Raw genomic sequence first — 23,775 nt, 5'->3', positions numbered from 1 at the left:
CTCATGGAAGTGCTACATTGAAGTGGCAGTTGGACGAGAGGTCCGAACGACCGAAGCGCGGAGGAGAGAAAGCGCATGATCACCTACGACCGGCTTTTCATCGGAGGGTCCTGGACCGAGCCGAGCGACCCCGAGTTGCTCGACGTCCTCTCGCCGCACGACCAGTCGGTGGTCGCCCGCGCCGCCCAGGCGCGGCCGGCGGACATCGACCGCGCGGTCGCCGCGGCACGGAAGTCCTTCGACGACGGCGAGTGGCGGCTGACCCCGCCGGCCGAGCGGATCGAGGTCCTGCGGCGCTTCAACGCGCTGCGCGAGGAGAACGCGGAGAAGATCGCACACCTGATCTCGCTGGAGAACGGATCGGCCGGCTGGTTCACCCGCGCCGGGCAGCCCGGTCTGACCAGGCAGGCGAACGCCTACCTGAAGGCCGCGGAGGAGTTCGGCTGGGAGGAGACGCTCGTCCCCTCCGACCCGGCGTCACCGGTGCGCAGCGTGGTGCGCCGCGAGGCGGTCGGCGTCGTGGCGGCGGTGATCCCCTGGAACTCGCCGTTCTCCTCGGCCACCTCGAAGATCATCCCGGCTCTGGTGGCGGGCAACTCGGTGATCCTCAAGGTCTCCCCGGAGAACTCCCTGAGCATGGGATTCCTGGCCGAACTGCTGGAGCGGGTGGGCCTGCCCGAGGGCGTGATCAGTGTCCTGCCCGCGGACCGGGAGACCAGCGAGTACCTGGTCTCGCACCAGGACGTCGACAAGATCGCCTTCACCGGCTCGACGCGGGCCGGCCGTCGCATCGCCGCGATCGCGGGTGAGCAGCTCAAGCGGGTCAGCCTGGAACTGGGCGGCAAGTCCGCCGCCATCATCCTGCCGGACGCCGACATCGAGAAGGCGGTCGCGGGCCTGAGGTTCGGCTCCCTGCTCAACAACGGCGAGTCGTGCATCGCCCAGACCCGCATCCTGGCCCCCCGCAGCCGGTACGAGGAGGTCGTGACCGCGCTGAAGGAACTGGTGGAGTCGCTGAAGGTCGGCGACCCGAACGACCCCGACACCTTCATCGGCCCGATGATCCGCCCCGACCAGCAGCAGCGGGTGCGCGACTACATCCGGCTCGGCATCGAGGAGGGCGCCCGCCTGGTCACCGGCGGCCCGCAGATCCCCGAGGGTCTGGAGAAGGGCAACTACGTCACGCCCACCGTCTTCGCCGACGTCGACAACTCCATGCGGATCGCGCAGGAGGAGATCTTCGGCCCGGTCCTCGTGGTCATCGCCTACGACGACGAGGACGACGCCGTCCGCATCGCCAACGACTCCGAGTACGGCCTCTCCGGCGGCGTCTGGTCCTCCGACGAGGAGCACGCCCTGGCGGTCGCCCGCCGTGTCCGCACCGGCACCGTCACGGTCAACGGCGCCTCCGTCGCCTTCGACGGCCCCTTCGGCGGCTTCAAGGCCAGCGGCATCGGCCGCGAGTACGGCGCGGTCGGCCTCGGCACCTACACCGAGTACAAGACCATCACCGTCTGACCCCGGTCGTACGGCCCCGTCGCCGGCGAGCACCGCCGACGGACGAACCCCTGACCACGGAAGAACCACGCACAGCACCGCCGACGGCGGCAGGTGGTCCCGACCACCTGCCGCCGGCGCGGCGTTCCCGGGCTGTTCACGCGGGGCCCGAAGGCAGTGGGCCACAGCGCGCAGGCCGCCGAGAGCCAAGCGCCGGGGCCCTGCCCGCGGATCAGGCCGGGGGCAGCACCTGCCGGCCCCGGTACGTTCCGCAGTGCCGGCAGGCGGCGTGCGGCGGCGTCGGCAGACCGCACGCGGGGTTGGCGCACTTCACGAGCAGCGGCCGAGCCGCCTTCCAGTGGGCTCGGCGGTGACGTGTGCGCGCGCGGGACTTCTTGTGCATCATGAGAGGTGATCCGATTCCGTGTGTCATCGCTCCGACCGGGCAGGGCACACACGAGTCCGGCGAGGCCGCGCACACATCGCCCTCAGGTGTCCTGGTGGCACAGGTCTTTCCGGGGGCAGCGCGAAGGGTCGTCGGAGCAAGGGGCCGATGAAGGTCGGAGCCGCTGGGCGCGGGCGCGGTGGGCCCGCTGGACGTGGGCAACGTGAGCACGTGTCCGCCACGCCGGGTCCTGACAGGGGCCTGGGCCGGCACGAGGGGCGGCGGGCTCAGGCTAGGCTCTGTCGACTTCGATCAGCACGCCCAGGAGGCTAGCAACTGCCGGGCCGGGCCGCAAAACACCCCCGGACCTCCTGTTCAGCGGAAGCACACCCGCCCCGCGCCCGGCAGCGCGCGGGTCGGACACGGACGTCTCGAACGCCGGAAGCAGCCCCCCTCTGACACATATGCCCGTGACGCGCGCCACGCCGGACGACAGTCTGTCCATACACGCTGTATGGTTTTCCGCGGGATGTCCTGGCGGAAGCGACACGTGTGCGACGTCCCGTCAGGCGCTACCACACCTCTGAAGGCAGGGCACTGCTATGACACTGACCACCACTCCGTTCGGCATGCGCGCCACCGCCGCGGAGGTGCTCGACGGAGTCGATCTGACCGGGCGCCGGATGATCGTCACCGGAGGGGCCTCCGGCCTCGGTGCCGAGACGGTGCGCGCGCTCGCCGGTGCGGGAGCGCAGGTGACCGTCGCCACCCGGAACCCCGCTGCGGCCGAGCCGCTGGTCGAGGAGTTCCCGGACACGCGGGCCGTCGCACTCGACCTCGCCGACCTGGCCTCCGTGCGTGCCTTCTGCGCCGACTGGAGCGGGCCGGTCGACGCCCTCGTCGCCAACGCCGGCATCATGATGCTCCCGTCCCGGCAGGTCAACGCGCAGGGCTGGGAGATGCAGCTCGCCGTCAACTACCTCGGCCACTTCGCCCTCGCCGCCGGCCTGCGCCCCGCTCTCGAGGCGGCCGGGAACGCGCGCGTGGTCGTGGTCAGCTCCGGCGCCCAGCTGCGTGCGGGCTTCGACTTCGAGGACCCGCAGTTCGAGCGGCGCCCCTACGACCCGTTCGTCGCCTACGCGCAGTCGAAGACCGCCGACGTGCTGCTCGCCGTCGGCATCAGTCGTCGGTGGGCCGGACACGGCATCGCCGCCAACGCCTGCGCGCCGGGGTTCATCCACACCAACCTGCAGCGCCACCTCGACGAGGCGACCATGCGGGCCTTCGGTGCCATGGACGCGGAGGGCAACCTCGTCACCCCCGACTACTACAAGACGCCGGCCCAGGGCGCCGCCACCACGGTGCTGCTGGCCGCGTCACCGCTCGTCGAAGGTGTGAGCGGGAGCTACTTCGAGGACAATCAGGAGTCGGAGGTCGTCGACGGGGGCCCCGAGGTCATGGCGGGCGTCGCCAGGTGGTCGGTCGACCCCGCCGCCGCGGACCGGCTGTGGGAGTACGCCCTTCCCGTGGTGCGCTGACCACCGCCCCGTCCACGCTGCGGGGCCGGCCCGCACGGCCACACGTCGATGCGGGGAACGAGATGAACGGCCGTACGCGAAGCCCCCGGTTCCTCCTGGTGACGGGGCGTGGCACGGGGCCTGGTGCCGGCGCGAGCCCCGGGACGCCCTCGCCGACCGGGGCCGGACCGGCCACACGGTCGGGCACTCCTACGGGGGTGCCCCTTCGCCCGGCGCGAAGGCGGACACGTACACGATGTGGCACGCGTTGGCAGCTCCCGCCGGTCGCCTGGGTGATCGGAGCCGGAGGAGGCTCCGCTGCTCTCGCTGCCCGGCCGGCCGATCTCCTCGAACGGATCGCGCACGGTGTTCCGGCATAGGGTGCCGGAGCGGCCCGCGAGCCGCGGAACCGCACGTTGACCGGAAGGTGCCCGATGAGACCCGTGACCCGACGCCAGGCCGACCACCATGCCGCGCGGTCGGCCGCGACCCGGGCGCAGGTGATGTCCGCCCTGGAGCGGCTGCTCGATTCCGGTGAGGCGTTCTCCGAGATCAGCGTCCAGCGGATCCTCGAGGAGGCGGGCGTGTCCCGGGCCACGTTCTACGCGCACTTCCAGGGCAAGTCGGACGTCCTCGTGCGGCTCACCGACGCGCTGCGCGAGTCACTGCTGGCCCTGGCACAGCAGTGGGACCCGGGTGCCGGGGACGGGCCCGACCGGTTCGCCCGGTTCTTCGAGGAGGTCATCACGATCCACCGCGCCCACCAGGGTGTGCTCACCGCGGTCCGCGAGGCGGCGGCCTACGACCCCGCGATCGGCGACTTCTACACCGCCGACCTCGAGGGTTTCGACGAGGCGGTGCTGCGGACGCTGCTGTCCGAACAGGCCGCAGGGTCCACGCCGGCCGACCTCGACGCCGCCGCCGCGAGCCGGATCATCGTCTGGGGAGGCGCCCAGGCGATCGCGCACCACATCCGTGTCGACGACGGCAGCGGTGACGTCTCCTTCGCCCGCGAACTCGCCCGGATCTGGTGGTACGGCGCCTACCGGCGCCCCGCCGGGCGGTAGCCCCCGCCGCGGGCACCTCGGCCACACGTGTTCCCGGCAACCCGACGGCACCGCGGTGCCGTCGGTCTCCTTGACGGCGCGCTCCGGGCCGGACGCGGGGAAGCGCCATGATCAGCGGGCGGAGACCGGCCCAGGCCGTGACGGCGGCGGCCACGGGCCACCGGGCGCACCAGTGACCGGCAACACATGCGTCACCGGCTTGACTGGTGACGTGAGGTGGGGCACGCTGAGCAGTGTCCCCGGCAGAGCGAGGACACCATCCACGGTCGACGAAGTGGAGCACGGTCATGAACAAGGAATCCACCAGCGACGCCGCCGCCGCGGCACTGCGGCACGCCCGTTTCGGGCACCTTCCCGAGCGCATCCGCTTCGAGGACATGACCCAAGGAGTGAAGGCCGAGGACGGCGGCGGGGCGAACGCCTCGTACAACCCCGAGGGCTCGTGGCAGTACTTCTCGTGCCTCGCGCTGGACCTGGGGCTGTAGACCGGAGCCCGCCGCTTCCCGGAAGGCGGCGCCCCCACCGGAGCGACGGCCGGCGCGTCACCGCGTCGCCCGCCGCGTCGGCGAGTACGGCGGCCACCCCGACGCCCCCGGCGTCGCACACCCGCCTACCGCGCCCCTCCGGGCGCCACACACCCGACCACCGCGACACCCCCGGTTCCGCACACCCGGCCCGTGTGACAGGTGACATACCGAGACGTCCGGGTCGCCAAGCGGACACACGGTACCGGATGATCCGATACGCTGTCGGGTCGTGTGTCGGCACGGCGCGGACCGATGTACAGCACGGGGGAGGTCCCCTTCGCAGCACTTGGAGACAGCAGCCCGATGAGCGCCCCGGACCACCAGGCCGGTTCCGCCGCAGGACGGCTGATCGGGCGGGACCGGGACCTGGAGTTCATCCGGTCCCACCTCAACGGCTCCCCGGTCCACGGCGCGTCCCTGCTGCTGACGGGCGAGCCCGGCATGGGCAAGACCGCGGTCCTCGACACGGTGGCGGCGGAAGCCAGGGGGCAGGGCACCCGCGTGCTGCGGGCGAGCGGCGTGCAGTTCGAGGCGGACATCGGCTACGCCGGTCTCAACCAGCTGCTCGTGCCGCTCTTCGACTCCTTCGACCGGCTGGACAGCGGCCACCGCGACGCCCTCCGGGTCGCGGTCGGCATCGGCAGCGGCCCGCCCCCCAACCGTCTGCTGACGTCCACCGCGGCCCTGATGCTGCTGCGTCTGATCGCCGAGGACACGCCGTTGCTGGTCGTCGTCGACGACCTGCCGTGGCTGGACCGGGCCACCTCCTCGGTCCTGGGCTTCGTGGCACGGCGGCTCATCGGCAGCCGCATCAGCTTCCTGGCGGCCTCCCGCGTCACCTCCGACAGCTTCTTCGAGTCGAGCGGCCTCACCGAACACCGGCTCGGGCCGCTCGACGAGGCGGCGTCGGCCGAGTTGCTCACCCGCACACACCCGGGGATGTCCCTCGCGGTGCGGCGCCGGGTCGTGGCGGCGGCACACGGCAACCCCCTCGCGCTGCTGGAGCTGTCCGCGGCCCTGGAGGCCGAGCAACGCACAGCACCGACGACGGTGCCCTCCGTGCTGCCCCTGAGCGAGCGCCTGCAGACACTGTTCGCCGCGCGCGTGGCCCATCTGCCGCGGCCCACCCGGGAGCTGCTGCTGATCGCGGCGCTCGACGGCACGGGCGACCTGGCCGTGATCGAGGCCGCCGGGGCCGGCCGCGCCGTGCTCGACGACCTCGAACCCGCGGAACGCGACCGGCTGATCACCCTCTCCGCCCCCTCCCGGCGGCTGTCCTTCCGGCACCCGCTGATCGGTTCGGCGGTGGTGGCGCAGGCGACGGCAGCGGACCGCCGCCGGGCACACCGGGCACTCGCCGCCGTCCTCACCGACCAGCCCGAACGCCGCGCCTGCCACCTCGGGGAAGCGGCGACCAGCCCGGACGAGACCGTCGCCGGCCTCCTGGAACAGGCCGCCCTGCTCCGCCTGGCGCGCGGGGACGCACTGGGCGCGGTCGCGGCACTCACCCGCGCCGCGGGGCTCAGCCCGGCGCCGGCCGACGAAGGCCGCAGGCTGGCCCAGGCCGCCTACATCGGCGCCGACGCCTGCGGTGAGCTGGCGGACGCCTCACGCCTGCTGGCCGGAGCCCGGCGGGCCGATCCCGGCGCCGGGGAATCGCTGTACGCGGCGGCGACCTCAGCCCTCCTGCTGATCAACAAGGAGGGAGACATCGACACCGCGCACCGGCTGCTGGTCGGCGCGATCGAGTCGGCAGGACACGGCTGGGACGCGTCCGACGACGCCCTCGTCGAGGCCCTGTTCACCCTGACCACCCTGTGCTGGTACAGCGGCGATCCGCACAAGTGGCGGCCCCTGTTCCGGGCGCTCGACCGGCTCACTCCCGCACCCCCCGAGCTGCTGCGGGTGTGCGCCCAGACCTTCGCGGACCCCGCTCGCACCGGGCACCGGGCACGGGAGGCGCTCGACGCACTGCTGGCGGACGTCGGCGAGGACCCGACGCGCGTCATCCGCGTCGGCACCTGCGCCGTCTACCCCGAACGGCTGGCGGACGTCCGGGAGGCGTCCCAGCGCCTCGTCGACCAGGGCCGGGCCGGCACCGCACCCGTCCGCCGGCACCTGGCCGCACTGCTGCACCTGTGCCTGGACCACTACCAGACGGGCCGCTGGGACGAGGCCGTACGCCTGGCCGGTGAAGGTCTCGTCCTGTGCGAGCAGCACGGCTACCGCTCCTTCGCCTGCAAGCTCCAGTACGTGCAGGCACTGGTGGCCGCGGCACGCGGCGACGCGGAGGCGAGCACGGCCCTGTCCGAGGAGATCGCCGGCTGGGCCGTCCCGCGCGGCGCCCACGGTGTGCAGGCCCTCGCCTTCCACGCCAGGGCGCTGGCCGCCCTCGGCGCCGGAGACTTCGAGGCCGCCTACCGGCAGGCCACCGCCCTCGGCCCGCCCGGAACCCTCGCCCCCTACCTACCGCAGGCCCTGGCCGTCACCATGGACCTGGTGGAGGCGGCCGTCAGAACGGGACGCCCCGCCGAGGCCGCCGCCCACGCGGCGGCCATGCGGGAGTCCGCGATGCCCGAACTGGCGCCGCGCCTCGGCGTGCTCGTGCTCGCCTGCGAGGCCCTGACCACGCCCGGCGACGGCGCCTTCGCCCTGTTCGACGAGGCGCTCGGCCGGGCCGAGCCCGGCGCCTGGCCGTTCGACGTCGCACGGATACGCCTGTTCCACGGCGAACGACTCCGCCGCCGGCGCCTCACGAAGGAAGCCCGTGAGCAACTGACGCAGGCACTGCGGACGTTCGAGGAGCTGGGCGCGGCTCCCTGGGTGTCCCGCGCCATGGCCGAACTGCGTCCCGGCGGCCATGGAGCGTCGGCCGCCGCCCAGCCGGGGAAGGGCGCGCTGACCGCTCAGGAGTGGGAGATCGCCACACTGGCGGCCACCGGACTGACCAACAAGCAGATCGCCGAACGGCTGTTCCTGTCGCACCGCACCATAGGCACGCACCTGTACCAGATCTACCCCAAGCTCGGCATAGGCTCCCGGGCCGCGCTGCGCGACGCTCTGGCCGCCCTCGACCTGAACGACGCCGGCTGACGCACGGCACACCGGGACGCGGCGGCTCACGCCGGGACCGTGAGGCGCAGGCCCAGTACGGGGAGGTCCACGTCCCCGTCCGCGTCGGTGTGCCAACTGACGAAGACGGCGACCTCGTACCACGACGCCGCCCAGGCCCACAGCGACTACGCGCTCCGGCTGCGCGAGGCGCAGGACACCTTCGACCGGGCCGTGGACCGGGCCCGCGCCGCCGCGCCCCAGGCCGACCAGGCGCCGCGACAGCTCGGCGAGGACCCGACGGACGAGGAGAAGGCCGAGGCCCGCAGGACCCAGGACGCCATCGACGCGGGCAAGACCGAGCTGAACGCGGCCAAGGGGGACGGCCGAGCAGGCGAAGGCGATGCGCCAGAGCGCGCAGCGGGCGTGTGCCGACGTACTGGACCGGGCGGCCAAGGAGGCCAATCCGGAGCGGAACGTCTTCCCGACTTCCTGCTGGACATCCCCGACCTGTGGGACCAGACCGACCTCAGCGGCGAGGAACTCGCCCGGACCCGGGCGAGGGCCCTGGCGACGACCGACGACCCGGGCCGGCGGGCCCGGATCAACGACATGTTCCGCCAGGGCCGCGAGGTGACCCGGGCGGCCCGCAGGCACGGAGCGCTGCTGGCCGCGGGCACCGCCACCCTCTACGCCGACGGCCTCTTCATGGCGTACGGCATGGTGTTCGCCGTCACCACCCCGGCGGGCCAGGAACTGACGCTGCCGGTGCTCTCCGCGCGGCTCGGCGTGCGGGCGGCGACGGGTGCGCCCCCAGGGACCGGGTCATCACCGCGGTCGACCTCCCGCACGTGGGGAAGGTGGCCCGGGTCACCGGCACCGAGATCACCAGGCTGACCGGTGACATCGACGTCAGCCTGCTGACGATGCACACCATGGTGCCCGTGCCCGGCAGCGCGGACGACTTCCTGGTGGTCACCCTCGCCGGCCCCAACCTGCCGCTGAAGGAGGAGGTGTACGACCTCTTCGACGCCATCACGAGCACCTTCCGCTTCGTCACGGCCGACGGCCGGCAGGCCGGGGAGCGGTGAACACCGCGCTGACGTCCGGGACACCTACACCACCAGATCCCCGTGCACGCCCCGGAGAAACCGGCGAACAGCCACCACTGCGTCACACCCGGCCGTCCGTACGGGTCGTTCAGAAACCCGGTCGGGTCAGGCCGGTGCGTTTGACGGTGGCCAGGACCGGTGTGGTGTCGACCGAGGTGATCTGCCCCATGGCTCCTATGGTGTCGGTGAGGAAGCGGTAGAGCGCGTCCAGGTCGGTGGTGGTGACCATCACCAGGAGGTTGGCGGGTCCGGTGGTCGCGGCGGTGAAGCGCACGGCGGGTTCGCGGCTGAGCCGTTCGCCGGCGGCCTGGAGGGCGCTCGGCTCGACGGACAGCCACAGTTGGGCCTTGGTGCGCAGTCCGAGCAGGGCGAGGTCGGTCTCGGTGGCCAGCCGTACCGTGCCGTCGTGCAGCAGTGCTTCCAGGCGGCGCCGGACGGTGCGCGGTGTGGTGCCGGTCCGCTCGGCGAGCGTGGCGTAGTCGGCGCGGGCGTTCTCGGTCAGGGTCTGGATCAGTGCCAGGTCCGCGGCGGGCAGCGGGGCCGCAGGCGGGGAGCTCAGCGGGAACGGCCGTACTCCGAGGCGCGCGGCCTCCTCGTCGTCCAGCAGCCGGGCACCCCAGTTGAGGGAGGCGGGGAAGACCCGCAGCAGGGTGTGCGAGGTCCAGCCGTGGACGGCGTCGGTGGCCGGCAGGTCGCGCAGCAGGAGGCGGTTGCGCGCCTCGGGCCCGTCCAGGAACAGGATGGTGCTGATCTCGTCGCCGCCGCCGAGGACGTCGACCCACAGGGTGTCGGTGCGGCGCGCCAGGGTCGCGGCGACCGTCCGGATGCGCTCGGGACGGCAGCGGATGCGCAGGGCCATGGGCACCAGCTGGGGGAAGCGGATCGGATTGCGCTCCACGGTGGCCCGTAGCGTGCCGTCGGCGTACAGCGGACCGACCCGGCGGACCACGGTGCGTTCGGACAGCCCCAGGCACGCGGCGACGGCCCGCCAGGAGGCGCGTGGCGAGGCGATCAGCGCGGCGGCGATCCGCTGGTCCGTCTCATCGAGGTTTTGGCGCACAATCGGCACTCTAGGCCGTCCCCCTGGCGCACAGCGGGGCTTTCGGCAGTCATTTCTGGCGCGGTATCGCCGGGCCGTCGAGGATGGATCACGCGGAGGCCGATGGGCCCGCACACCACCCACCACCCGTCCACGGCGGCACCCCCGGGACGGCCCGAACCGCGGAGGAAACCCCGTGACAGCCCTCAACGTCCTCGCCCTGTCGGGGAGCCTGCGCCGCGGCTCCCTGAACACCACCCTGCTGCGGGAGGCGGAACGTCTGTGCCCGCAGCACCGCTTCGACCACTACGACGGGCTCGGCCGTCTGCCCCACTTCGACGAGGACCGGGAACACCCGGCGCCCTCCGAGGTCGTCGAGCTGCGCCGGCGCGTTCGGGAGGCGGACGCGGTGCTGATCGCCACGCCCGAGTACAACGCCTCGATGCCCGGAGCGCTGAAGAACGCCCTCGACTGGCTGTCCCGCCCGGCCGGTGGGGACGCACCGGCGCTCGCGCTGAAGCCGGTCGCCGTCATCGGGGCCTCTCCCGGTCCTTTCGGCACCGTCCGGGCCCAGCTGGCCCTGCGCCAGGTGCTGCACAAGATGAACGCGCACGTCGTGCAGCAACCCGAGTTCCTCCTGTTCCAGGCGCACCAGCAGCTCGGCGACGAGGGCCGCCTGCCGGACGGCTCCCCGGCCCAGCAGCTGCTGTGCGCGGTGCTCGACGCCCTCGCTCGACTCGCCACCGGCGAGCGGCGGCAGGCCCCGGCGGACGCAGCCGTCCGCTGAGCGCGGCGATCCGCGAAAGGAGGGGGACCGACATGCACATCGGAACGCTGAACCGGCAGTCCGCCGTCCGGTCGCTGGTGCTGGGTGACGTACGCCTGACGTATGTCGTGGACGGTGCGATGGCCATGCTGCCCTCGGGTTTCTTCCCGGGTTTCGCCGCGGAGTACTGGGACGCCCATCCGGAGCTGCTCGACGAGGAGGGCCGGGTGCCCATGTCGGCGGGCGGCCTGCTGGTCGAACGCGACGGCCGCCGCCTGCTGGTCGACGCCGGAATGGGGCCCGTGCGCGGGCCGGTCCACGTCTCCGGAGAACTGGTGGGACACAGCGACTGCGGCGCGCTGCCCCAGGTCCTCGCCGCGCTGGGGCACACGCCCGAGGACATCGAGACGGTGGCCTTCACCCATCTGCACGTCGATCACACCGGCTGGGCGTTCGCACCGGACAAGACGTTCCCGCGGGCCCGCTACCTGGTCGCCGCCGAGGAATGGGCCCCGCACGGCTGTGGAACGACCGTCCCGGGAGCCCCGGCGGCGGACGTCCTCGCGCGCATGGGCGCGGCCCGCACTCCCGTCGCGGACGGCGAGGAGATCTTTCCCGGGGTGCGCGCGCTGGTCACCGCGGGCCATTCCCCGGGCCACACCTCGTACGTCATATCCGCCGGGGGCGAGCGGCTGATCGTACTCGGGGACGTGTTCCACACGCCGGCGCAGCTGGCCCACCCCGAGTGGACCTCGCGGCCGGACGTGGACCAGGGCGGGGTGGTGGCCGCACGAAGGCGCCTCGCGGCGGAGCTCGGGCGGCCCGGAACACTCGGCTTCGCGTTCCACTTCGGCGACCAGGCGTTCGGACGCCTGAGCGGCACCGACTGGACGCCGGTCCCCGCCCCGGCACTCCTGCCGACACCGCGGACGGTCTGACGTCATCACCACCTTGACTGGTGACGTGTGGCCCTGCCATGATTGCGTCACCATCTCGACCGGTGACGCGACGGGTGTCCGGCCGGAAGGTGCCCGCACACCACTCGTTCCAGACCGGGAGCAACAGCGGCAAGATCCGCCTGACCAGCACCACCATCACCGCCAGATCACTCTCACCCACACCCACCAGACCGCGGGTCCCGTGCCCCTTCCCCCGGCACGGGACCCGCATCCCACCCGCACCGCCGACCGGACAGCGAGGGCAGCACATGACGGCCATGGCACACACCGACCTACGGCACACCGGCCACCGTCGTGCCCTCCTCAGCCGTGTCGCCGCCGCTCCCGACGAGCGGCCGGCTCCGGCGGCACCGGGCTCCACCGAGCCGGCCGCCGGGCCGACCGGGGCACAGGTGTGGAGCTGGGCGGAGAGCGTGCTGCTCATGGGATACGGCCCCGGGCCCTCCCGCCTTCTCTGACGGCGCGCGGCGCCCGCCCCAGGGAACAGCGAAGGCCGGTCCGGTACGCGAGGTACCGGACCGGCCCGCGGCACAGACGGGGCGGCCGGGTGGAGCGGACGGATCGTCACCTGGCCCCGGCCGGTCCGGCCGCCGTGCTACGCCGTGACGGTCAGCGGTGCGAGGAGTGGCGCGGGAGCGCGGCCTCGACGGCCGAGGCCATCACCTGCTCACCCGTGGCGTTCGGGTGCACCGGCGCCGCCGGCGTCTGCGGGGCGAAGGTCTCGATCCACCGCTCGCCGGCCGGCTTGCACAGGTCATGGCCGACGGTGGGCGCGTACGTGTTCACGTACCGCGCCCCGCTCGTGCGGGCCTGACGGGCCAGCATCGCGTTGAGTTCCTTCTCCTTGTCGCGGAGCCAGGCGAAGTCACCCATGGCGAGCGGCACGGTCTTGCTGGTGCAGCCCACGCCGTCGTCGGGGAAGAGGTCGGGGTAGCCGACCACCAGGACCCTGGCGTGCGGGGCACGCTTGTGGATGCCACGCAGCACCTGGGCGACCTTGGGCCCGGTGCGGGCGATCGCGTCCGAGATCCGGTCCGCCCCGGTGCCCGCGAAGTGGGTCCGGCAGGGGGTGCCGGCCGGATCGGCGGCCGTCAGCTGGGCGCAGGTGCCCAGTACGGTCGAGAAGCCGATGTCGTTGCCCCCGACCGTCACGGTGACCAGGTCGGTTCCGCGGTGGACGGCGTCGAGCTGGGCCGGCACGCCGTCGGCCCGGGGTGCCGTCATGTCGGCGGTGGTGGCACCCGAACAGCTGACGTCGGTCAGCGTGGCGCTCCTGGACTGCGCGACCAGCGAGGGGTAGTTCTGGCTGGAGCGCAGGCAGGTGGCGTCGACCTGGGTGGGCACGACCGGCGCGGAGGCGTACGAGTCGCCGAGAGCGGCGTAGTCCACCACGCCCCGGCCCGCCGTCACCGTGCTCGCCGCGGCCGTTCCGGCGGGGGCGAGAGCGGCCCCGGCGCAGAGCAGTACCGCACCCACCGTGAGTGCGCGTCCCGCGCGGGTGGCGGGAAACAGTTTCCTCAAGATCTGTCCTTCCGTGATCGGTCGAGGGGCTCTGCCCGGGGCGGTCCACGGGCGAGCACCCACCCTTCACACGTATCCGAAGGTGCCCAGGTGCCGTGTGCTTCGGTAACGAATTGGGCAATGCGGTCCCGCGCTGACGGCAGCGGGAAGCGGGGCGTCGTCGGCGAGCACGGACGACGCCCCGGCACGGCTCGTGAGCCGCCCGGCGATGACCGGCTGGACGGGCGCGGCGACGGAAGGGGGAGAGGGCAGACCGGGCGGAGAGGATCCGGGCGCGGGCAGGGCAGCGCGGCCGGGCGGACACAGGCACGGCCGGCCTGTACGAGGGGTCCGACCCGTCCCGCGAACACACGTGTCCGGCTGGTGGACAGCCTGCCCGCGGGACGGGCGCGAATGTCAGGCGCCGGGCCTCAGCAGGGTGTACATGACCGAACGCTGCTCCTTGTGACGCCGGATGCGGCCCTTGGCGACCAGCGACTCAAGGGTGTTGCGCACCACCTGCGGGGTGGGGGCGCGGTCCGGGTACTTCGCCATCAGCTCGTCCCGCAGTTCCTTCGCCGGCTGCGGCTCGTCGTGGTGGCCGAGCAGATCCGTGAGCAGGTCACCGAGCAGAGGCTGACGCGACTTCCCCTTCGCGCCCGCCTGCGCGGCGCCGCCCGCGGTGGCGGCCCCGGCCGGTGCCGTCCGTCGTGAGCCGCCCGCGCCCGGAGCGCGCTTCGCCTTCCCGACGGCCGGCTCGTCCTGCAACTGCTCCGGCAGACGCGACGCGTCCGCGAAGCCCTCGTACCGCTCGGCGAGGTTCAGGATGTCGGCCAGGAGTGCCTCCTCCTGCTTCAACACCTCGATCCTCGACGCCAGCTCCTGCTGCCGTCGGCGGTTCTCCTCCAGGTCCGATGCGGCTTGTTCCACGTACCGCGATCGGAGTGTGGCGGCTGACTGTGTGGTCACGACCATTCACTCCTCGATATGGATGACGTGTGCATGGTACCCACGCGGGGGTCCCGTGCCGGAAAGTGCCGACGCCGGACGGTTCGCCGGGCATGCTCACTGTTCACGATAAGTGCTGTGCCGGCGAACCGTGCGAGGTAACACATGTAACGTCGATCGTGCAGCGGTTCAGGGCCGTTGGGACAGGGCCCGGAGGGCGGTCCGCCCGTCGCCGTCGGGCGATATGTGTGCCAGGATGCATGTGACCGGGTGGCAGACGGGTGAACTCCGCGCAGGGCTGCTCCGTTCATCCTCATGACAGGTGTCCGGCCGCCGGGCGACCGCTCGCCCTCACGAGGCGACGAGCTGGTGAGAGGAGCAGCCCCTTGCACATCCTCATCCCCGACGATCCCGTGTTCTTCGCGAAGTTCGAGAGCCTCGAGGAACCCCTCCTCCGGCACCTCCACCGACTGCACAGCGAGGGACTGCGGACCGATGACGCGGACGTCGTCTCGGACGCCTACGACAGCTGGGTCCACGTACTGGTGCAACTGCCGCTGTGGTTCGAGTGGTACGCCGCGAGCCGGTCCGCCGGCTCCGCACCGGGCGACCGGGTCCAGGTCAGGTACGCGCTGTACGGGCCGGGCGGCGACCAGCTGACGAGCCTGTACCCGGTGGAGGTCACGGCGACCGACCTCGGCAACCTGCTCGCCTGTCTGGAACTGTTCGCGTCCACCGACACACCCGCGCCGCCACCGGGGCGGGAGCGAGTCCTCCCCGACGGTCTCCGGCGCGTCCTGGACGTACTGCTGCTGACGCCGTCGGACGGCCTGCTGGACACCCTGCGGCAGGCGACGGGCCCCGAACCGGTCGTCTCGGTGACGCTGTCCGCCGAGCAGGAGACGGACTACCGGCGCTTCTGCGAGGACATCGTCGTCACACTCAGCTCGGGCGACGCGTTCGCCTACCGCAACCACCGCGCCCTGTACTTCTGAAGGTGAGCGCGGCTTCCGTCCCTCCCGGAGGGTCCGCGAGCCATGTGTATCCGCCAGGTGTGCCGGGACCGGCGCAAGTACCTCGGGGGACGGGAGCGAGATGAGGACGGCGGGGGAGGCCGACGCGACCTTCGAGGAGTTCGTGACGGCGCGTGGACCCGGACTTCTCCGGGTCGCCCGGCTCCTGACGGGTGACGCGCACCTCGCGGAGGACCTCCTGCAGACGGTGCTGGCGAAGGTGTGGTCCAAGTGGCGCAGGATCGGGGTGGAGAACCCGGAGGCATACGTACGCAAGGCCCTGGTCAACACCCACCTGTCCTGGTGGCAGCGGCGCTGGCGGGGCGAGATCCCGCACGCACACGAGCGGATGCCCGAGGGCACGGGCACCGGCGACCCGTTCGACGCCGTGGACCTGGAACAGTCACTCGCCCTGGTCGTCCGGCGGCTGCCCGCCCGGCAGCGGGCGGTGGTGGTCCTGCGGTACTTCGAGGAACTGAGCGTGCAGGAGACCGCACGGGTACTGGGCTGTCACCCCGGCACCGTCAAGAGCCAGGCGGCCAAGGCGCTGAGAACACTGCGGGCCGAACTGGAGACCCTGCCCGGGGTAGGGAAGGGGGCCGGTCATGGCCGCCGAGCCGGATGAGGAGCAGGGGGAGGAGGCGGAGCGCGCGGTCCGCGGCCTCCTGGAGACTGCGGTTCCGGCGCCCGGCCCCTCGTCCGGGCGGATGGCCGGCATCCGCCGAAGGTGCGGCGCCGGCGCCGGCGCGTCGGGGCCCCGTGTGCCGGCCGGAACCGCGGTACGGCACGTCGGGCGCTACGCGGCGGCGCTCGCGGCCGCCCTGACCGCCGTCGCGGCCTCGCCCGCGTACTGCCGGGACCGCGCGAGGCGGGCCCGCCGCCCGGGACGGCGTCGACGGCGTCCCTCGTGTCGACGCCGGTCACTCCCGTACGGGGCCCGTCGCCGGTCTGCCGAACAGCGTCGGACCCGCCGAGAGCACCTGACCCGCGTGTCGGCGGCGCGCGAACGGCTTCCGGCGCGGCGTCCGCCGGGACTTCGTCCCCGCCTCGCCGGACGCCACGCACCGGGCACACGGGGCAGGCGTCGCGCCGGACCGCCCGGTCCGGGGGCACGAGCCGGATCACGTGGTCCTGCCTGTCCCCGAGGGGCCCCGCGTGAAGCGGTCACCATCGGCCTGGCGCGCAGGCCGGTCCGGTCACGGATCCGCCCCGTGACCGGTTCGGCGCGCCCGCCTGGTCCGACGCGTCGGTGTGCCGGCACGGCACGTCGTGCGTTACGCGGCCCCGCCCCGCGGCGCCGTCTCCCGAACGAAGCCGAGGACCGCGTCCGCGAACCTCCCGGGTTCCTCGACGTGCCCCATGTGACCGCTCTGCTCCAGCACCACCAGCCGTGAGTCGGGGATCAGTTCGTCCAGTTCCAGACCCCAGCGCACTCCGCAGATCACGTCGTGACGGCCCACGATCACCAGGGCCGGCACCGTCAGCTCCTTGAGCGCGGCACGGTCGTCGATGACCTCCGGGGTGAGATCCTCGTCCAGGCCGGAGACGTACGTGGCCCGGACCGCGTCCCGGAAGGGCGCGTACTTCTCCTCGTTCCCCCAGTAGTCGGCGAAGTACGACGGCAGCACACCCCGGGCGACCGCCACGGTGTCCTCGTCACTGGACATGCCGGACATCGCCTCGAACGCGGCCAGCACACCCGGCAGCCCCGGGTGGCCGGCGTGCTTCGCCACGAACGCCTCCACCATGCGCGCCGCCTCCGCGCCGTGCTCGGGCCCCGTGACGGGAGCGCCCTCGTAGAGCACGACGCCCGCCAGCTGCCCGGACCGGTGCAGGGCGTGGTAGGCGGCCACGAAGGCGCCGTGCGAGTGCCCCAGCAGGTGCACCCGGGACGCCCCCAGCCGGTTGATCAGTGTCTCGAGGAAGCCGCTGTAACGCTCCCGGGTGTATCCGTGCGGGTGCGAGGGCAGACGGCTGTCCTCGGCGGTGCCGACCGGCTCGACGTACACCATGGTCAGGTGCTCCTCGAGGGCGGGCACGCGCAGGTACTCCCAGTGGATGCCGGGCCCGCCGGAGTGGGCCACGCACACCGGGCCGTCGCCGTGGACGTGGTAGCGCTGCACCAGGCCGGCCAGCCGGTAGGTGTGGGTGCCGGGGGAGAGCGGGTCGGTGTCGGGGGTCGGGCCGTCGTGGTGCGAGTGGGACGCGGTCATCGGGGCCTCCATGAGCCGTGGACGGGGGTTGCACCGACACGACACCGCCGGAAGCGGAAAGTTGGATCCCGATGAGGTGACCTGTGTCACACGTCCGGCAGAGGGTGGGCTCAGGCCGCCACCGGCTCGGGGAGCGCGTCCGGGCGGGGGCTGTGGTACAGGGACACCCGGTCGACGCGGCCCGCGTCCAGCGTCATGATCCAGGCGACTCCCGGCGGGCAGTGGTCCGGGTCGTCCGCCGGGCTGACCAGGTCCATCTCCCACACGACCAGGGACCGGCCGGCCACGACGTGGCGGGGCCGCTGGCGCACCCCCGCCGACAGGTCGCGGTCCATGCCCGACAGCAGCAGGTCGGCACCACCGAGGCGTTCCCCGCCGACCAGCAGCGCGACCCCGGGGGAGTAGCGGTCCCTGACCACCTTGCCGAACTCGCCGCGCTCGGCGGCCGCCAGCGTGTCGTGCGCCTCCCGCCAGCTCTCCGCCGTACGGCGCAGCACGTCCTCGTGCCCGGAGTCCGCCGTGTCCGCCAGGGTCCGGGCCAGTGCGGCGCGGGCCTGGTGCAGGCGGCTGCGCACGGTACGCACCGGCACCGCACAGGCCTCGGCGATCTGCTGGTAGGAGGTGATCCCGGTGGAGAAGTAGCGCAGCACCACCGGCAGCCGCAGAGTCGGGGACAGCGACTCGACCGCCTCCCAGATCCAGTCCCGCAGCGCGTGGCTCTCCAGCACCTGTTCGGGGGTCCCGCCGTCCTGCGGCAGCGGCACCTCGTCCAGGGGTTCCGTCCGCCGGGAGACACGCAGCAGGCCGCGGCAGTGGTTGCGTACGACCATGCGCAGCCACGGTCCCACCGCTTCGGGATCGCGTACGTCCACGATCCGCCGCAGCGCCACCAGCGCCGCCTCCTGAAGGACGTCGTCCACGTCCGGGCCCGGCCCCAGCAGGCTGAGCGCCACCGCGCGCATCCTCGGCCGGTGCCGCTCCAGCAGCAGCGCCAGGGCCGACACGTCGCCCGCCTGCGCGGCCCGGGTCAGGGCGGCGTCCTCCCACGTCCCGGCGTTCTCCTGCGGACCGCGCATGCCTTGTCCTCCACCCCGAGACACCGACCCTTCTCTCGACTGTATCGCCCCGAAGGACAGGTGTTTCAGCGGGTTCGCGCCCCGCGGCACTCACCTGGCTCGTGCGCACCACTGCCCGCGGCGACACGTGTGACGATAGGGTCGGACATCGCCCGGCGAGCGTGTGGCAGACGGAGAGGCTGGTCCTGTGACATGTCCAGGGGACTGACGACGGTTTCCGGGGACGGACGGGAGGTGGAGCGGCCGCCCTCCACATCAGGGAAGAACGTGCGGACGGCCGCTCCCTTCCTGCGGCCGGGCCAGCCGATGAACACACCGGCCGCAGGAGTCTTCCTCTGGATCAACGGGTCGGAAACCGGCGCGGGTTCACGGATCGGCCGACTGAAATTCGCCCCGAGTGCTCCCCTCCCGTCGCTCTTCCCCGTTGCCGGGTGCCCGGCCGCCGGCCGGCGCGCTGTCCCTGACCCCCGTGGCGAGCGGAGTACCGGATGACGAACGACCCGACGGCGGCGCCCGGCCGGAGCCCCCGCCCGGACGCCGGCAGGCTGCGGCGGCACGTGGAGTTCCTCGCCACGGGCCCGCGCAGCCGGCTCCGGGCGCCGGAGATGATGGAACGTGCCGAGGCGTACGTGCACGGCGAACTGACCGCGGCGGGCTGGCTGGTGCGCCGGCAGCCGTTCGACGTGCGCTGGCAGGTCGGCGCCACCGACCGGCACGGACACCGGGCCCTCGCCCTCAAGCCCCGGCTCCACCGGCGGCTGCGCGGCGCCAACCTCGTCGCCGAGCTGCCCGGTCGCGGTGCCGGGCCGGCCGTGGTGATCGGCGCGCACCTGGACAGCGTCAGCGGCAGTCCCGGCGCCGACGACAACGCCTCGGGGGTCGCGGTGGTCCTGGAGACGGCACGTCTGCTGGCCTCCTCGCCCGTCGCCCCACGCGTCGTCCTGGCCGTGTTCGACATGGAGGAGCTCGGCCTCATCGGCTCCCGCCAGGCCGCCCGGGAGCTGGTCGGCGACGGCGGTGTGCGCGGCATGATCTGCCTGGAGTCGGTCGGCTACTTCGCCGACGACCCGGGGACGCAGCGTCTGCCCGCCGGCTTCGGGCGCATCTTCCCCGAAGCGTCCGCCGCGACCCGTGACGAGGGCTACCGGGGCGACTTCACCCTGGTGGTGCACCGCCGTTCCTCGGCCGCCGCGGCCGAGGTGTGGAGGCGGGCCGCCGCGGCGGCCTCGCCGTCCGTCACCGGCCTGCTGCTGCGCGACCCGCGTCCCGACGGGCTGCTCGGGCTGCTGATCGGACTCGCCGTGCCTCCGGCCAACCACCTGGGGCGCAGCGACCACGCGCCGTTCTGGAACCGGGGCGTTCCCGCGCTCATGCTCACGGACACCGCGAACTTCCGGAACCCCCACTACCACCGGTCCACGGACGTGCCGGAGACGCTCGACTACGGCCGGCTCGCCGCCGTCACCGAGGCCACCGCGGTGACGGCCGTGTCGTGGGCGTCAGCGTGACGACGTGACGTGGGCGTCAGCGTGACCCGCGGCCCTGCAACAGATCCGCGCCGGCGCGGTACCGGCCCGGCACCGGCCGGCTCGCGCCGGGCCGGTACCGGCTCTGCCGGGCACCCCCGGATTTCCAGGGCACCTACTGCCGAGTCACCCGCCGTGGCGGCCGTCGACCGGATGGAGGTTCATCCACTTTCCCGGCCTTCCCCCTCACACGCTCTGCTCGTCGCGGAGTTTGCCCAGGGCGTCGCGGAGGGCCGCCCGGGAGCTGATGCCCAGCTTGGGGAAGACCCGGTAGAGGTGGGAGCTGACCGTGCGCGGTGACAGGTGCATCCGCTGGCCGATCTCCTTGTTGGTCAGGCCGCCGGCGGCGAGGTCGGCGATCCGGCGTTCCTGCCAGGTCAGCGCGGCGAGGTGGGCGGCGGACGGGTGGGCGGGGGTGCCGGTGGTCCTCAGTTCGGCACGGGCCCGTTCGGTCCACGTGGTGGCGCCGAGGCGTTCGAACGCCTCCGCCGCCAGGGTCAGGGGCGGACGCGCGGCCTTGCGTCCCTGGGTGTGGCGCAGCCGGATGCCGCGGGCGAGGCGGATGCGGGCCAGCTCGAAGGGGAAGCGGGTCGCTGCGGGCTGGTTCTCGGCCCGGTCGTAGAACTGTTCGGCCTCGGTGGGGTCGGCGGCGGTCATGGCGAGGGCGCCGTGGGTGACGAGGGCCAGGCGGGGGGAGATCTCGGGCAGTCGCGCCCGCTGGGCGGCCAGGGCGTGACCGCGGGCCTGTTCGGAGCGGCCGGTGTGCAGGGCCGCCTCGACGAGGTCGAGCAGGGTACGGGAGGCCTGGTGGGAGTAGGGCTCGAAGGCGCCCGGCGGTGTGATGCCGATCGCGTGGAGGTAGGCGGCTTCGTAGTCGCCCTCGCTGAGGGCGGCGGTGGTGCCGATGGCGTCGGCGATCTGGGTGAGGAAGCCGATGCCGCGGGGGCGGGCCCAGGCGTCGACGGCGGCCTGCATCTCCCGCGCCCGCTCCACCTCCCCGCGCATCGCCGCCAGCAGTCCCAGGTACGCCTTGCTGTGATGGGCGAACAACGTGTGCCGGCGCGAGGTCATCAGCTCCAGCCCGCGCTGCCCGGTGCGCTCCGCCTCGTCCCACTCGCCGACGGCGATCTGGTCCAGCATGATCAGGTGCAGCATCGTCATGCCGGAGACCTGGGCCCCGGTCTCCAGTTCGCGGTCCACGACGCGCTGGAGGTGCGGCCGGTACTGACTGAGCGTGTCCACGTGGTAGGCGGCGACCGACAGCCTGCTGATGTCCCAGGGATCCAGCGCGCCGAGGTCCGCGAAGGCCCGCTCCACCCGCTCGTGCACGCCCGCTCCCCGGCGCACCACATCGCCCCAGGCGTCCTGGTAGACGCGCGAATGCGGGGACACCAGGTCGCCCAGCGAGTCGATGAGCCGGTGCGCCCGCTCCCAGGACGCCGCGTCGCTCGCGTACTGGTTGATGGCCAGCAGCAGGTTCACCAGCCGGGTCAGGACCTCGGTCGGCTCGGTCGCACCGCCGTCCCGGACGCCCTCGATCGCCGCCAGCACCTGGTGCTGGGAGGAGCGGACGTCTCCGTCCTCGTAGAGTGCGACGTAGGCCGATGCCACCACCGAGGCAGGAGAATCGATTCTTCCAGCGGTCGAGTCGGAGCCGACGAGCTGCTGCGCCTGGTCGAGCCGGCCGGCGTGTCCGGCGATGAACGCGGCGTCCCCGAGCCTGCGAGTGCGCTCCTCGTGGCTCTCGCTCAGCTCCGCCGCCCGGGTCAGCCAGGCGACGGCGGCCCGCGCGCCGCCCCGTCGGGTGGCCGACTCCGCGGCCGCCTCCAGCGCGGCGGCGATCTCCTCGTCCGGGTCGACCGCGGAGGCCCCGAGGTGGTACGCGCGCCGTTCCACGTCGGTGCGGTGCACCTGCGCGAGGGACGCGTGCGCCGCGCGCCGCTCGTTCGGGGTGGCGATCTGCACGGCGGTCGACCGGACCAGGGGGTGCCGGAACACGAAGTCGCCGTTGAGCGGGTCGATGTCCAGCAGACCGCAGGCCGCGGCCTCGTCGGCGTCCCTCATGCGGTAGCGCGCGCCACGGGCACGGCCGACCGTCGTACCCGCCGCGACACCGTCCAGGGCGCCGCGCAGCAGCTCCGCGCGTACGGCGTCGCCGAGACCCTCGATACGCGCGCCGTAGACGTGCTGGAGCCGCAGGGGCAGCGGGACGCCGGTGTAGCCGAACGATTCCCCGGAGCCGTGGGCCGACAGATTGCCGCGCACATAGGGCGGCAGTTCCAGCAGGGCGAGCGGGTTGCCCTGTGCCTCGTCGAGGACCAGCCGGCGCAGCCGGGGGTCCAGGCCCGGGTGGCGCATGTCCAGCAACTGCTCGGAGGCCTCCTCCGACAGCGTGGTCACCGGCACCGTGGGCAGCGCCGCGGTGTCGAAGCCGGAGGCGAGGTCGGAGCGCAGGCCGACCGCGAGCTTCACCGAGCTGCCGGTGAGCCGGCGGCCCACGAATCCGCACACCTCGATGCTGGAGGCGTCCAGCCACTGGCCGTCGTCCAGTACCAGCAGGAGCGGCTTCTGCGACGCCGCGAGAGAGAGCAGGTCGAGGACGGCGATGCCGAGGGTCATGACCGACGGGGGCGGGCCCCCGTTCCGGCCGAAGACGACGTCGAACACTCCTCGGTGGCCGACGTCGAGCCGGTCGACGTAGGACAGCAGCGGGTACAGGAACTGGTGCAGGCCGGCGAACGGCAGCTCCGACTCGGCCTCGACCCCGGCGGCCCGGATCACGCGGTGTTTCTCGTCCGCTGCGAGGCCGGCGACGTGGTCCAGCAGGGCGCTCTTGCCGACACCCGTGTCGCCCCGCAGGACGAGGGCCCGCCCCTCGGGGGCGGCCACGAACGCGGAGAGCACCTCCTGCTCCTGTTCGCGGCCGACCATCGCTGCGATGCCCGCTTCCACTGTCCCCCACTCCCTCCGGCGCTGACCTCACACCCGGTGCGGATCGGTCCACCTGTGCGCACGGGTGCTCCGGGCGCAGTGCGAGGTTACGCCGCCGCCTCCGCTCCGTCGCGGCGACGGCCAACCGGCCGGTACGGCACCGGCCGCCACCTTTTCACCCCACTTGGGACAGCAGCCTAGAGGCCCATGAGGTTTCCGTCACGCGGGATGGCCGAAATGTTTCTTGTGCTCCCTCACTCCGTTCGCGGAGTGACACGTGTTCCCGGACCGGAGACCGCGCGAGCCCGGCGGACCCGGGCGGCGGCGAGACGAACTCGACGACGGCCCGGCGTTCCGCACCGGCGGTGTCGGTCGGGCGCGCCGCCCAGCGCGCCCCGCGGCACATTCGGCCAGGCCGGGTCGTCCGGCACCGCCGCACGGCCGCCGACGAGGCCGTCTCCTCGTACCGGGTCCCAGCCACGCCCGCCGCCCGGCGAGCATCCCGGCCGCGTCCTCGCCGGCGGCCGGTGCACCGGTTCACGTGTGCATCCGCATGTGCGTGTGGTGAGTCCCGGCAAGGACACGTGAGGACCGATTCCGTCAACATGTGAGACGGCCTCCGGTGGAGTGAACGATCAGGTGTGCCCG

19 protein-coding genes and 1 pseudogene are annotated in these 23,775 nt (G+C 73.1%); 13 read left to right on the top strand and 7 right to left on the bottom strand.

Annotated elements, in window-relative coordinates:
• Positions 1-75 precede the first annotated feature (75 nt).
• Positions 76-1,449: pseudogene (locus LG395_RS31525) on the top strand (aldehyde dehydrogenase); the annotation flags it as partial.
• 280 nt (positions 1,450-1,729) lie between these two features.
• Here LG395_RS31525 and rpmF read toward each other — a convergent pair.
• Positions 1,730-1,900: a 50S ribosomal protein L32 gene (rpmF, locus tag LG395_RS31520; protein ID WP_372463492.1), complete on the bottom strand. Its 171-nt coding sequence runs from the start codon at positions 1,898-1,900 to the stop codon at positions 1,730-1,732.
• Positions 1,901-2,484: 584 nt separating this feature from the next.
• Between rpmF and LG395_RS31515 the strand changes: the two genes are divergently transcribed.
• The 6 genes from LG395_RS31515 to LG395_RS31490 all read left to right on the top strand — a co-directional run bounded on the left by LG395_RS31515 (position 2,485) and on the right by LG395_RS31490 (position 9,135).
• Complete coding sequence (locus LG395_RS31515) at positions 2,485-3,420, top strand: SDR family NAD(P)-dependent oxidoreductase (RefSeq protein ID WP_225812070.1); 936 nt, start codon at positions 2,485-2,487, stop codon at positions 3,418-3,420.
• A gap of 413 nt (positions 3,421-3,833) precedes the next feature.
• A complete protein-coding gene (locus LG395_RS31510) occupies positions 3,834-4,466 on the top strand; it encodes a TetR/AcrR family transcriptional regulator (RefSeq protein ID WP_225812069.1) in 633 nt (210 codons plus the stop codon).
• Positions 4,467-4,753: 287 nt separating this feature from the next.
• The gene (locus LG395_RS31505; RefSeq protein ID WP_225812068.1) at positions 4,754-4,951 is read left to right on the top strand and encodes a hypothetical protein; all 198 of its coding nucleotides are present in this window, start codon (positions 4,754-4,756) and stop codon (positions 4,949-4,951) included.
• A 345-nt stretch (positions 4,952-5,296) separates the two neighbouring features.
• Positions 5,297-8,086: a helix-turn-helix transcriptional regulator gene (locus tag LG395_RS31500; protein ID WP_225812067.1), complete on the top strand. Its 2,790-nt coding sequence runs from the start codon at positions 5,297-5,299 to the stop codon at positions 8,084-8,086.
• Between the two features lie 87 nt (positions 8,087-8,173).
• A complete protein-coding gene (locus tag LG395_RS31495; protein WP_225812066.1) occupies positions 8,174-8,941 on the top strand; it encodes a hypothetical protein in 768 nt (255 codons plus the stop codon).
• A complete protein-coding gene (locus LG395_RS31490; protein ID WP_225812065.1) occupies positions 8,896-9,135 on the top strand; it encodes a hypothetical protein in 240 nt (79 codons plus the stop codon). The genes LG395_RS31495 and LG395_RS31490 overlap by 46 nt, the downstream gene beginning before the upstream one ends.
• Before the next feature lie 109 nt (positions 9,136-9,244).
• Here the strand turns inward: LG395_RS31490 and LG395_RS31485 are convergent, their stop codons facing one another.
• A complete protein-coding gene (locus LG395_RS31485) occupies positions 9,245-10,216 on the bottom strand; it encodes an Lrp/AsnC family transcriptional regulator (RefSeq protein WP_225812064.1) in 972 nt (323 codons plus the stop codon).
• A gap of 175 nt (positions 10,217-10,391) precedes the next feature.
• Here LG395_RS31485 and LG395_RS31480 point away from each other — a divergent pair, with 175 nt between their 5' ends.
• The 3 genes from LG395_RS31480 (at position 10,392) to LG395_RS31470 (ending at position 12,378) form a co-directional block, all read left to right on the top strand.
• On the top strand, positions 10,392-10,982 hold the full coding sequence (locus LG395_RS31480) for an NADPH-dependent FMN reductase (RefSeq protein WP_225812063.1): 591 nt from the start codon (positions 10,392-10,394) through the stop codon (positions 10,980-10,982).
• A 32-nt stretch (positions 10,983-11,014) separates the two neighbouring features.
• A complete protein-coding gene (locus LG395_RS31475; RefSeq protein ID WP_225812062.1) occupies positions 11,015-11,899 on the top strand; it encodes an MBL fold metallo-hydrolase in 885 nt (294 codons plus the stop codon).
• A 278-nt stretch (positions 11,900-12,177) separates the two neighbouring features.
• A complete protein-coding gene (locus LG395_RS31470) occupies positions 12,178-12,378 on the top strand; it encodes a hypothetical protein (RefSeq protein ID WP_225812061.1) in 201 nt (66 codons plus the stop codon).
• A gap of 151 nt (positions 12,379-12,529) precedes the next feature.
• Here the strand turns inward: LG395_RS31470 and LG395_RS31465 are convergent, their stop codons facing one another.
• Both LG395_RS31465 and LG395_RS31460 read right to left on the bottom strand, forming a co-directional pair.
• Positions 12,530-13,441: an SGNH/GDSL hydrolase family protein gene (locus LG395_RS31465; protein WP_225812060.1), complete on the bottom strand. Its 912-nt coding sequence runs from the start codon at positions 13,439-13,441 to the stop codon at positions 12,530-12,532.
• A gap of 396 nt (positions 13,442-13,837) precedes the next feature.
• Positions 13,838-14,389, bottom strand: a complete 552-nt coding sequence (locus tag LG395_RS31460; RefSeq protein WP_225812059.1) for a hypothetical protein — start codon at positions 14,387-14,389, stop codon at positions 13,838-13,840.
• Between the two features lie 365 nt (positions 14,390-14,754).
• Between LG395_RS31460 and LG395_RS31455 the strand changes: the two genes are divergently transcribed.
• Complete coding sequence (locus tag LG395_RS31455) at positions 14,755-15,363, top strand: hypothetical protein (protein WP_225812058.1); 609 nt, start codon at positions 14,755-14,757, stop codon at positions 15,361-15,363.
• A gap of 100 nt (positions 15,364-15,463) precedes the next feature.
• Positions 15,464-16,006: a SigE family RNA polymerase sigma factor gene (locus tag LG395_RS31450; protein WP_225812057.1), complete on the top strand. Its 543-nt coding sequence runs from the start codon at positions 15,464-15,466 to the stop codon at positions 16,004-16,006.
• A 649-nt stretch (positions 16,007-16,655) separates the two neighbouring features.
• Here LG395_RS31450 and LG395_RS31445 read toward each other — a convergent pair.
• Together LG395_RS31445 and LG395_RS31440 are read right to left on the bottom strand one after the other, a co-directional pair.
• Positions 16,656-17,594, bottom strand: coding sequence for an alpha/beta fold hydrolase (locus LG395_RS31445; RefSeq protein WP_225812056.1), 939 nt, complete (start codon positions 17,592-17,594; stop codon positions 16,656-16,658).
• Between the two features lie 110 nt (positions 17,595-17,704).
• Positions 17,705-18,670 carry an RNA polymerase sigma factor gene (locus LG395_RS31440; RefSeq protein WP_225812055.1) on the bottom strand — a complete coding sequence of 322 codons (966 nt, stop codon included), beginning with the start codon at positions 18,668-18,670 and terminating at the stop codon, positions 17,705-17,707.
• 488 nt (positions 18,671-19,158) lie between these two features.
• On the opposite strand from LG395_RS31440, the gene LG395_RS31435 reads away from it, so the two are divergent.
• Positions 19,159-20,178 (top strand): M28 family peptidase, encoded by a 1,020-nt coding sequence (locus LG395_RS31435; RefSeq protein ID WP_225812054.1) that lies wholly within the window; start codon positions 19,159-19,161, stop codon positions 20,176-20,178.
• Positions 20,179-20,382: 204 nt separating this feature from the next.
• On the opposite strand, the gene LG395_RS31430 is transcribed toward LG395_RS31435, so the two are convergent.
• Positions 20,383-23,127 (bottom strand): helix-turn-helix transcriptional regulator, encoded by a 2,745-nt coding sequence (locus LG395_RS31430; protein ID WP_225812089.1) that lies wholly within the window; start codon positions 23,125-23,127, stop codon positions 20,383-20,385.
• Positions 23,128-23,775 lie beyond the last annotated feature (648 nt).

The organism is Streptomyces spinosus (assembly GCF_020400655.1).
Classification (GTDB): Bacteria; Actinomycetota; Actinomycetes; order Streptomycetales; family Streptomycetaceae; genus Streptomyces; species Streptomyces argyrophylli.
This window is presented reverse-complemented; position numbering and strand designations above follow the sequence as displayed.

Coding starts and splice junctions, on each gene's coding strand:
- LG395_RS31440 (WP_225812055.1), bottom strand. CDS start 18,670: ATGCGCGGTCCGCAGGAGAACGCCGGGACGTGGGAGGACGCCGCCCTG.
- LG395_RS31505 (WP_225812068.1), top strand. CDS start 4,754: ATGAACAAGGAATCCACCAGCGACGCCGCCGCCGCGGCACTGCGGCAC.
- LG395_RS31475 (WP_225812062.1), top strand. CDS start 11,015: ATGCACATCGGAACGCTGAACCGGCAGTCCGCCGTCCGGTCGCTGGTG.
- LG395_RS31435 (WP_225812054.1), top strand. CDS start 19,159: ATGACGAACGACCCGACGGCGGCGCCCGGCCGGAGCCCCCGCCCGGAC.
- LG395_RS31470 (WP_225812061.1), top strand. CDS start 12,178: ATGGCACACACCGACCTACGGCACACCGGCCACCGTCGTGCCCTCCTC.
- LG395_RS31450 (WP_225812057.1), top strand. CDS start 15,464: ATGAGGACGGCGGGGGAGGCCGACGCGACCTTCGAGGAGTTCGTGACG.
- LG395_RS31510 (WP_225812069.1), top strand. CDS start 3,834: ATGAGACCCGTGACCCGACGCCAGGCCGACCACCATGCCGCGCGGTCG.
- LG395_RS31500 (WP_225812067.1), top strand. CDS start 5,297: ATGAGCGCCCCGGACCACCAGGCCGGTTCCGCCGCAGGACGGCTGATC.
- LG395_RS31515 (WP_225812070.1), top strand. CDS start 2,485: ATGACACTGACCACCACTCCGTTCGGCATGCGCGCCACCGCCGCGGAG.
- LG395_RS31445 (WP_225812056.1), bottom strand. CDS start 17,594: ATGACCGCGTCCCACTCGCACCACGACGGCCCGACCCCCGACACCGAC.
- rpmF (WP_372463492.1), bottom strand. CDS start 1,900: ATGCACAAGAAGTCCCGCGCGCGCACACGTCACCGCCGAGCCCACTGG.
- LG395_RS31430 (WP_225812089.1), bottom strand. CDS start 23,127: ATGGTCGGCCGCGAACAGGAGCAGGAGGTGCTCTCCGCGTTCGTGGCC.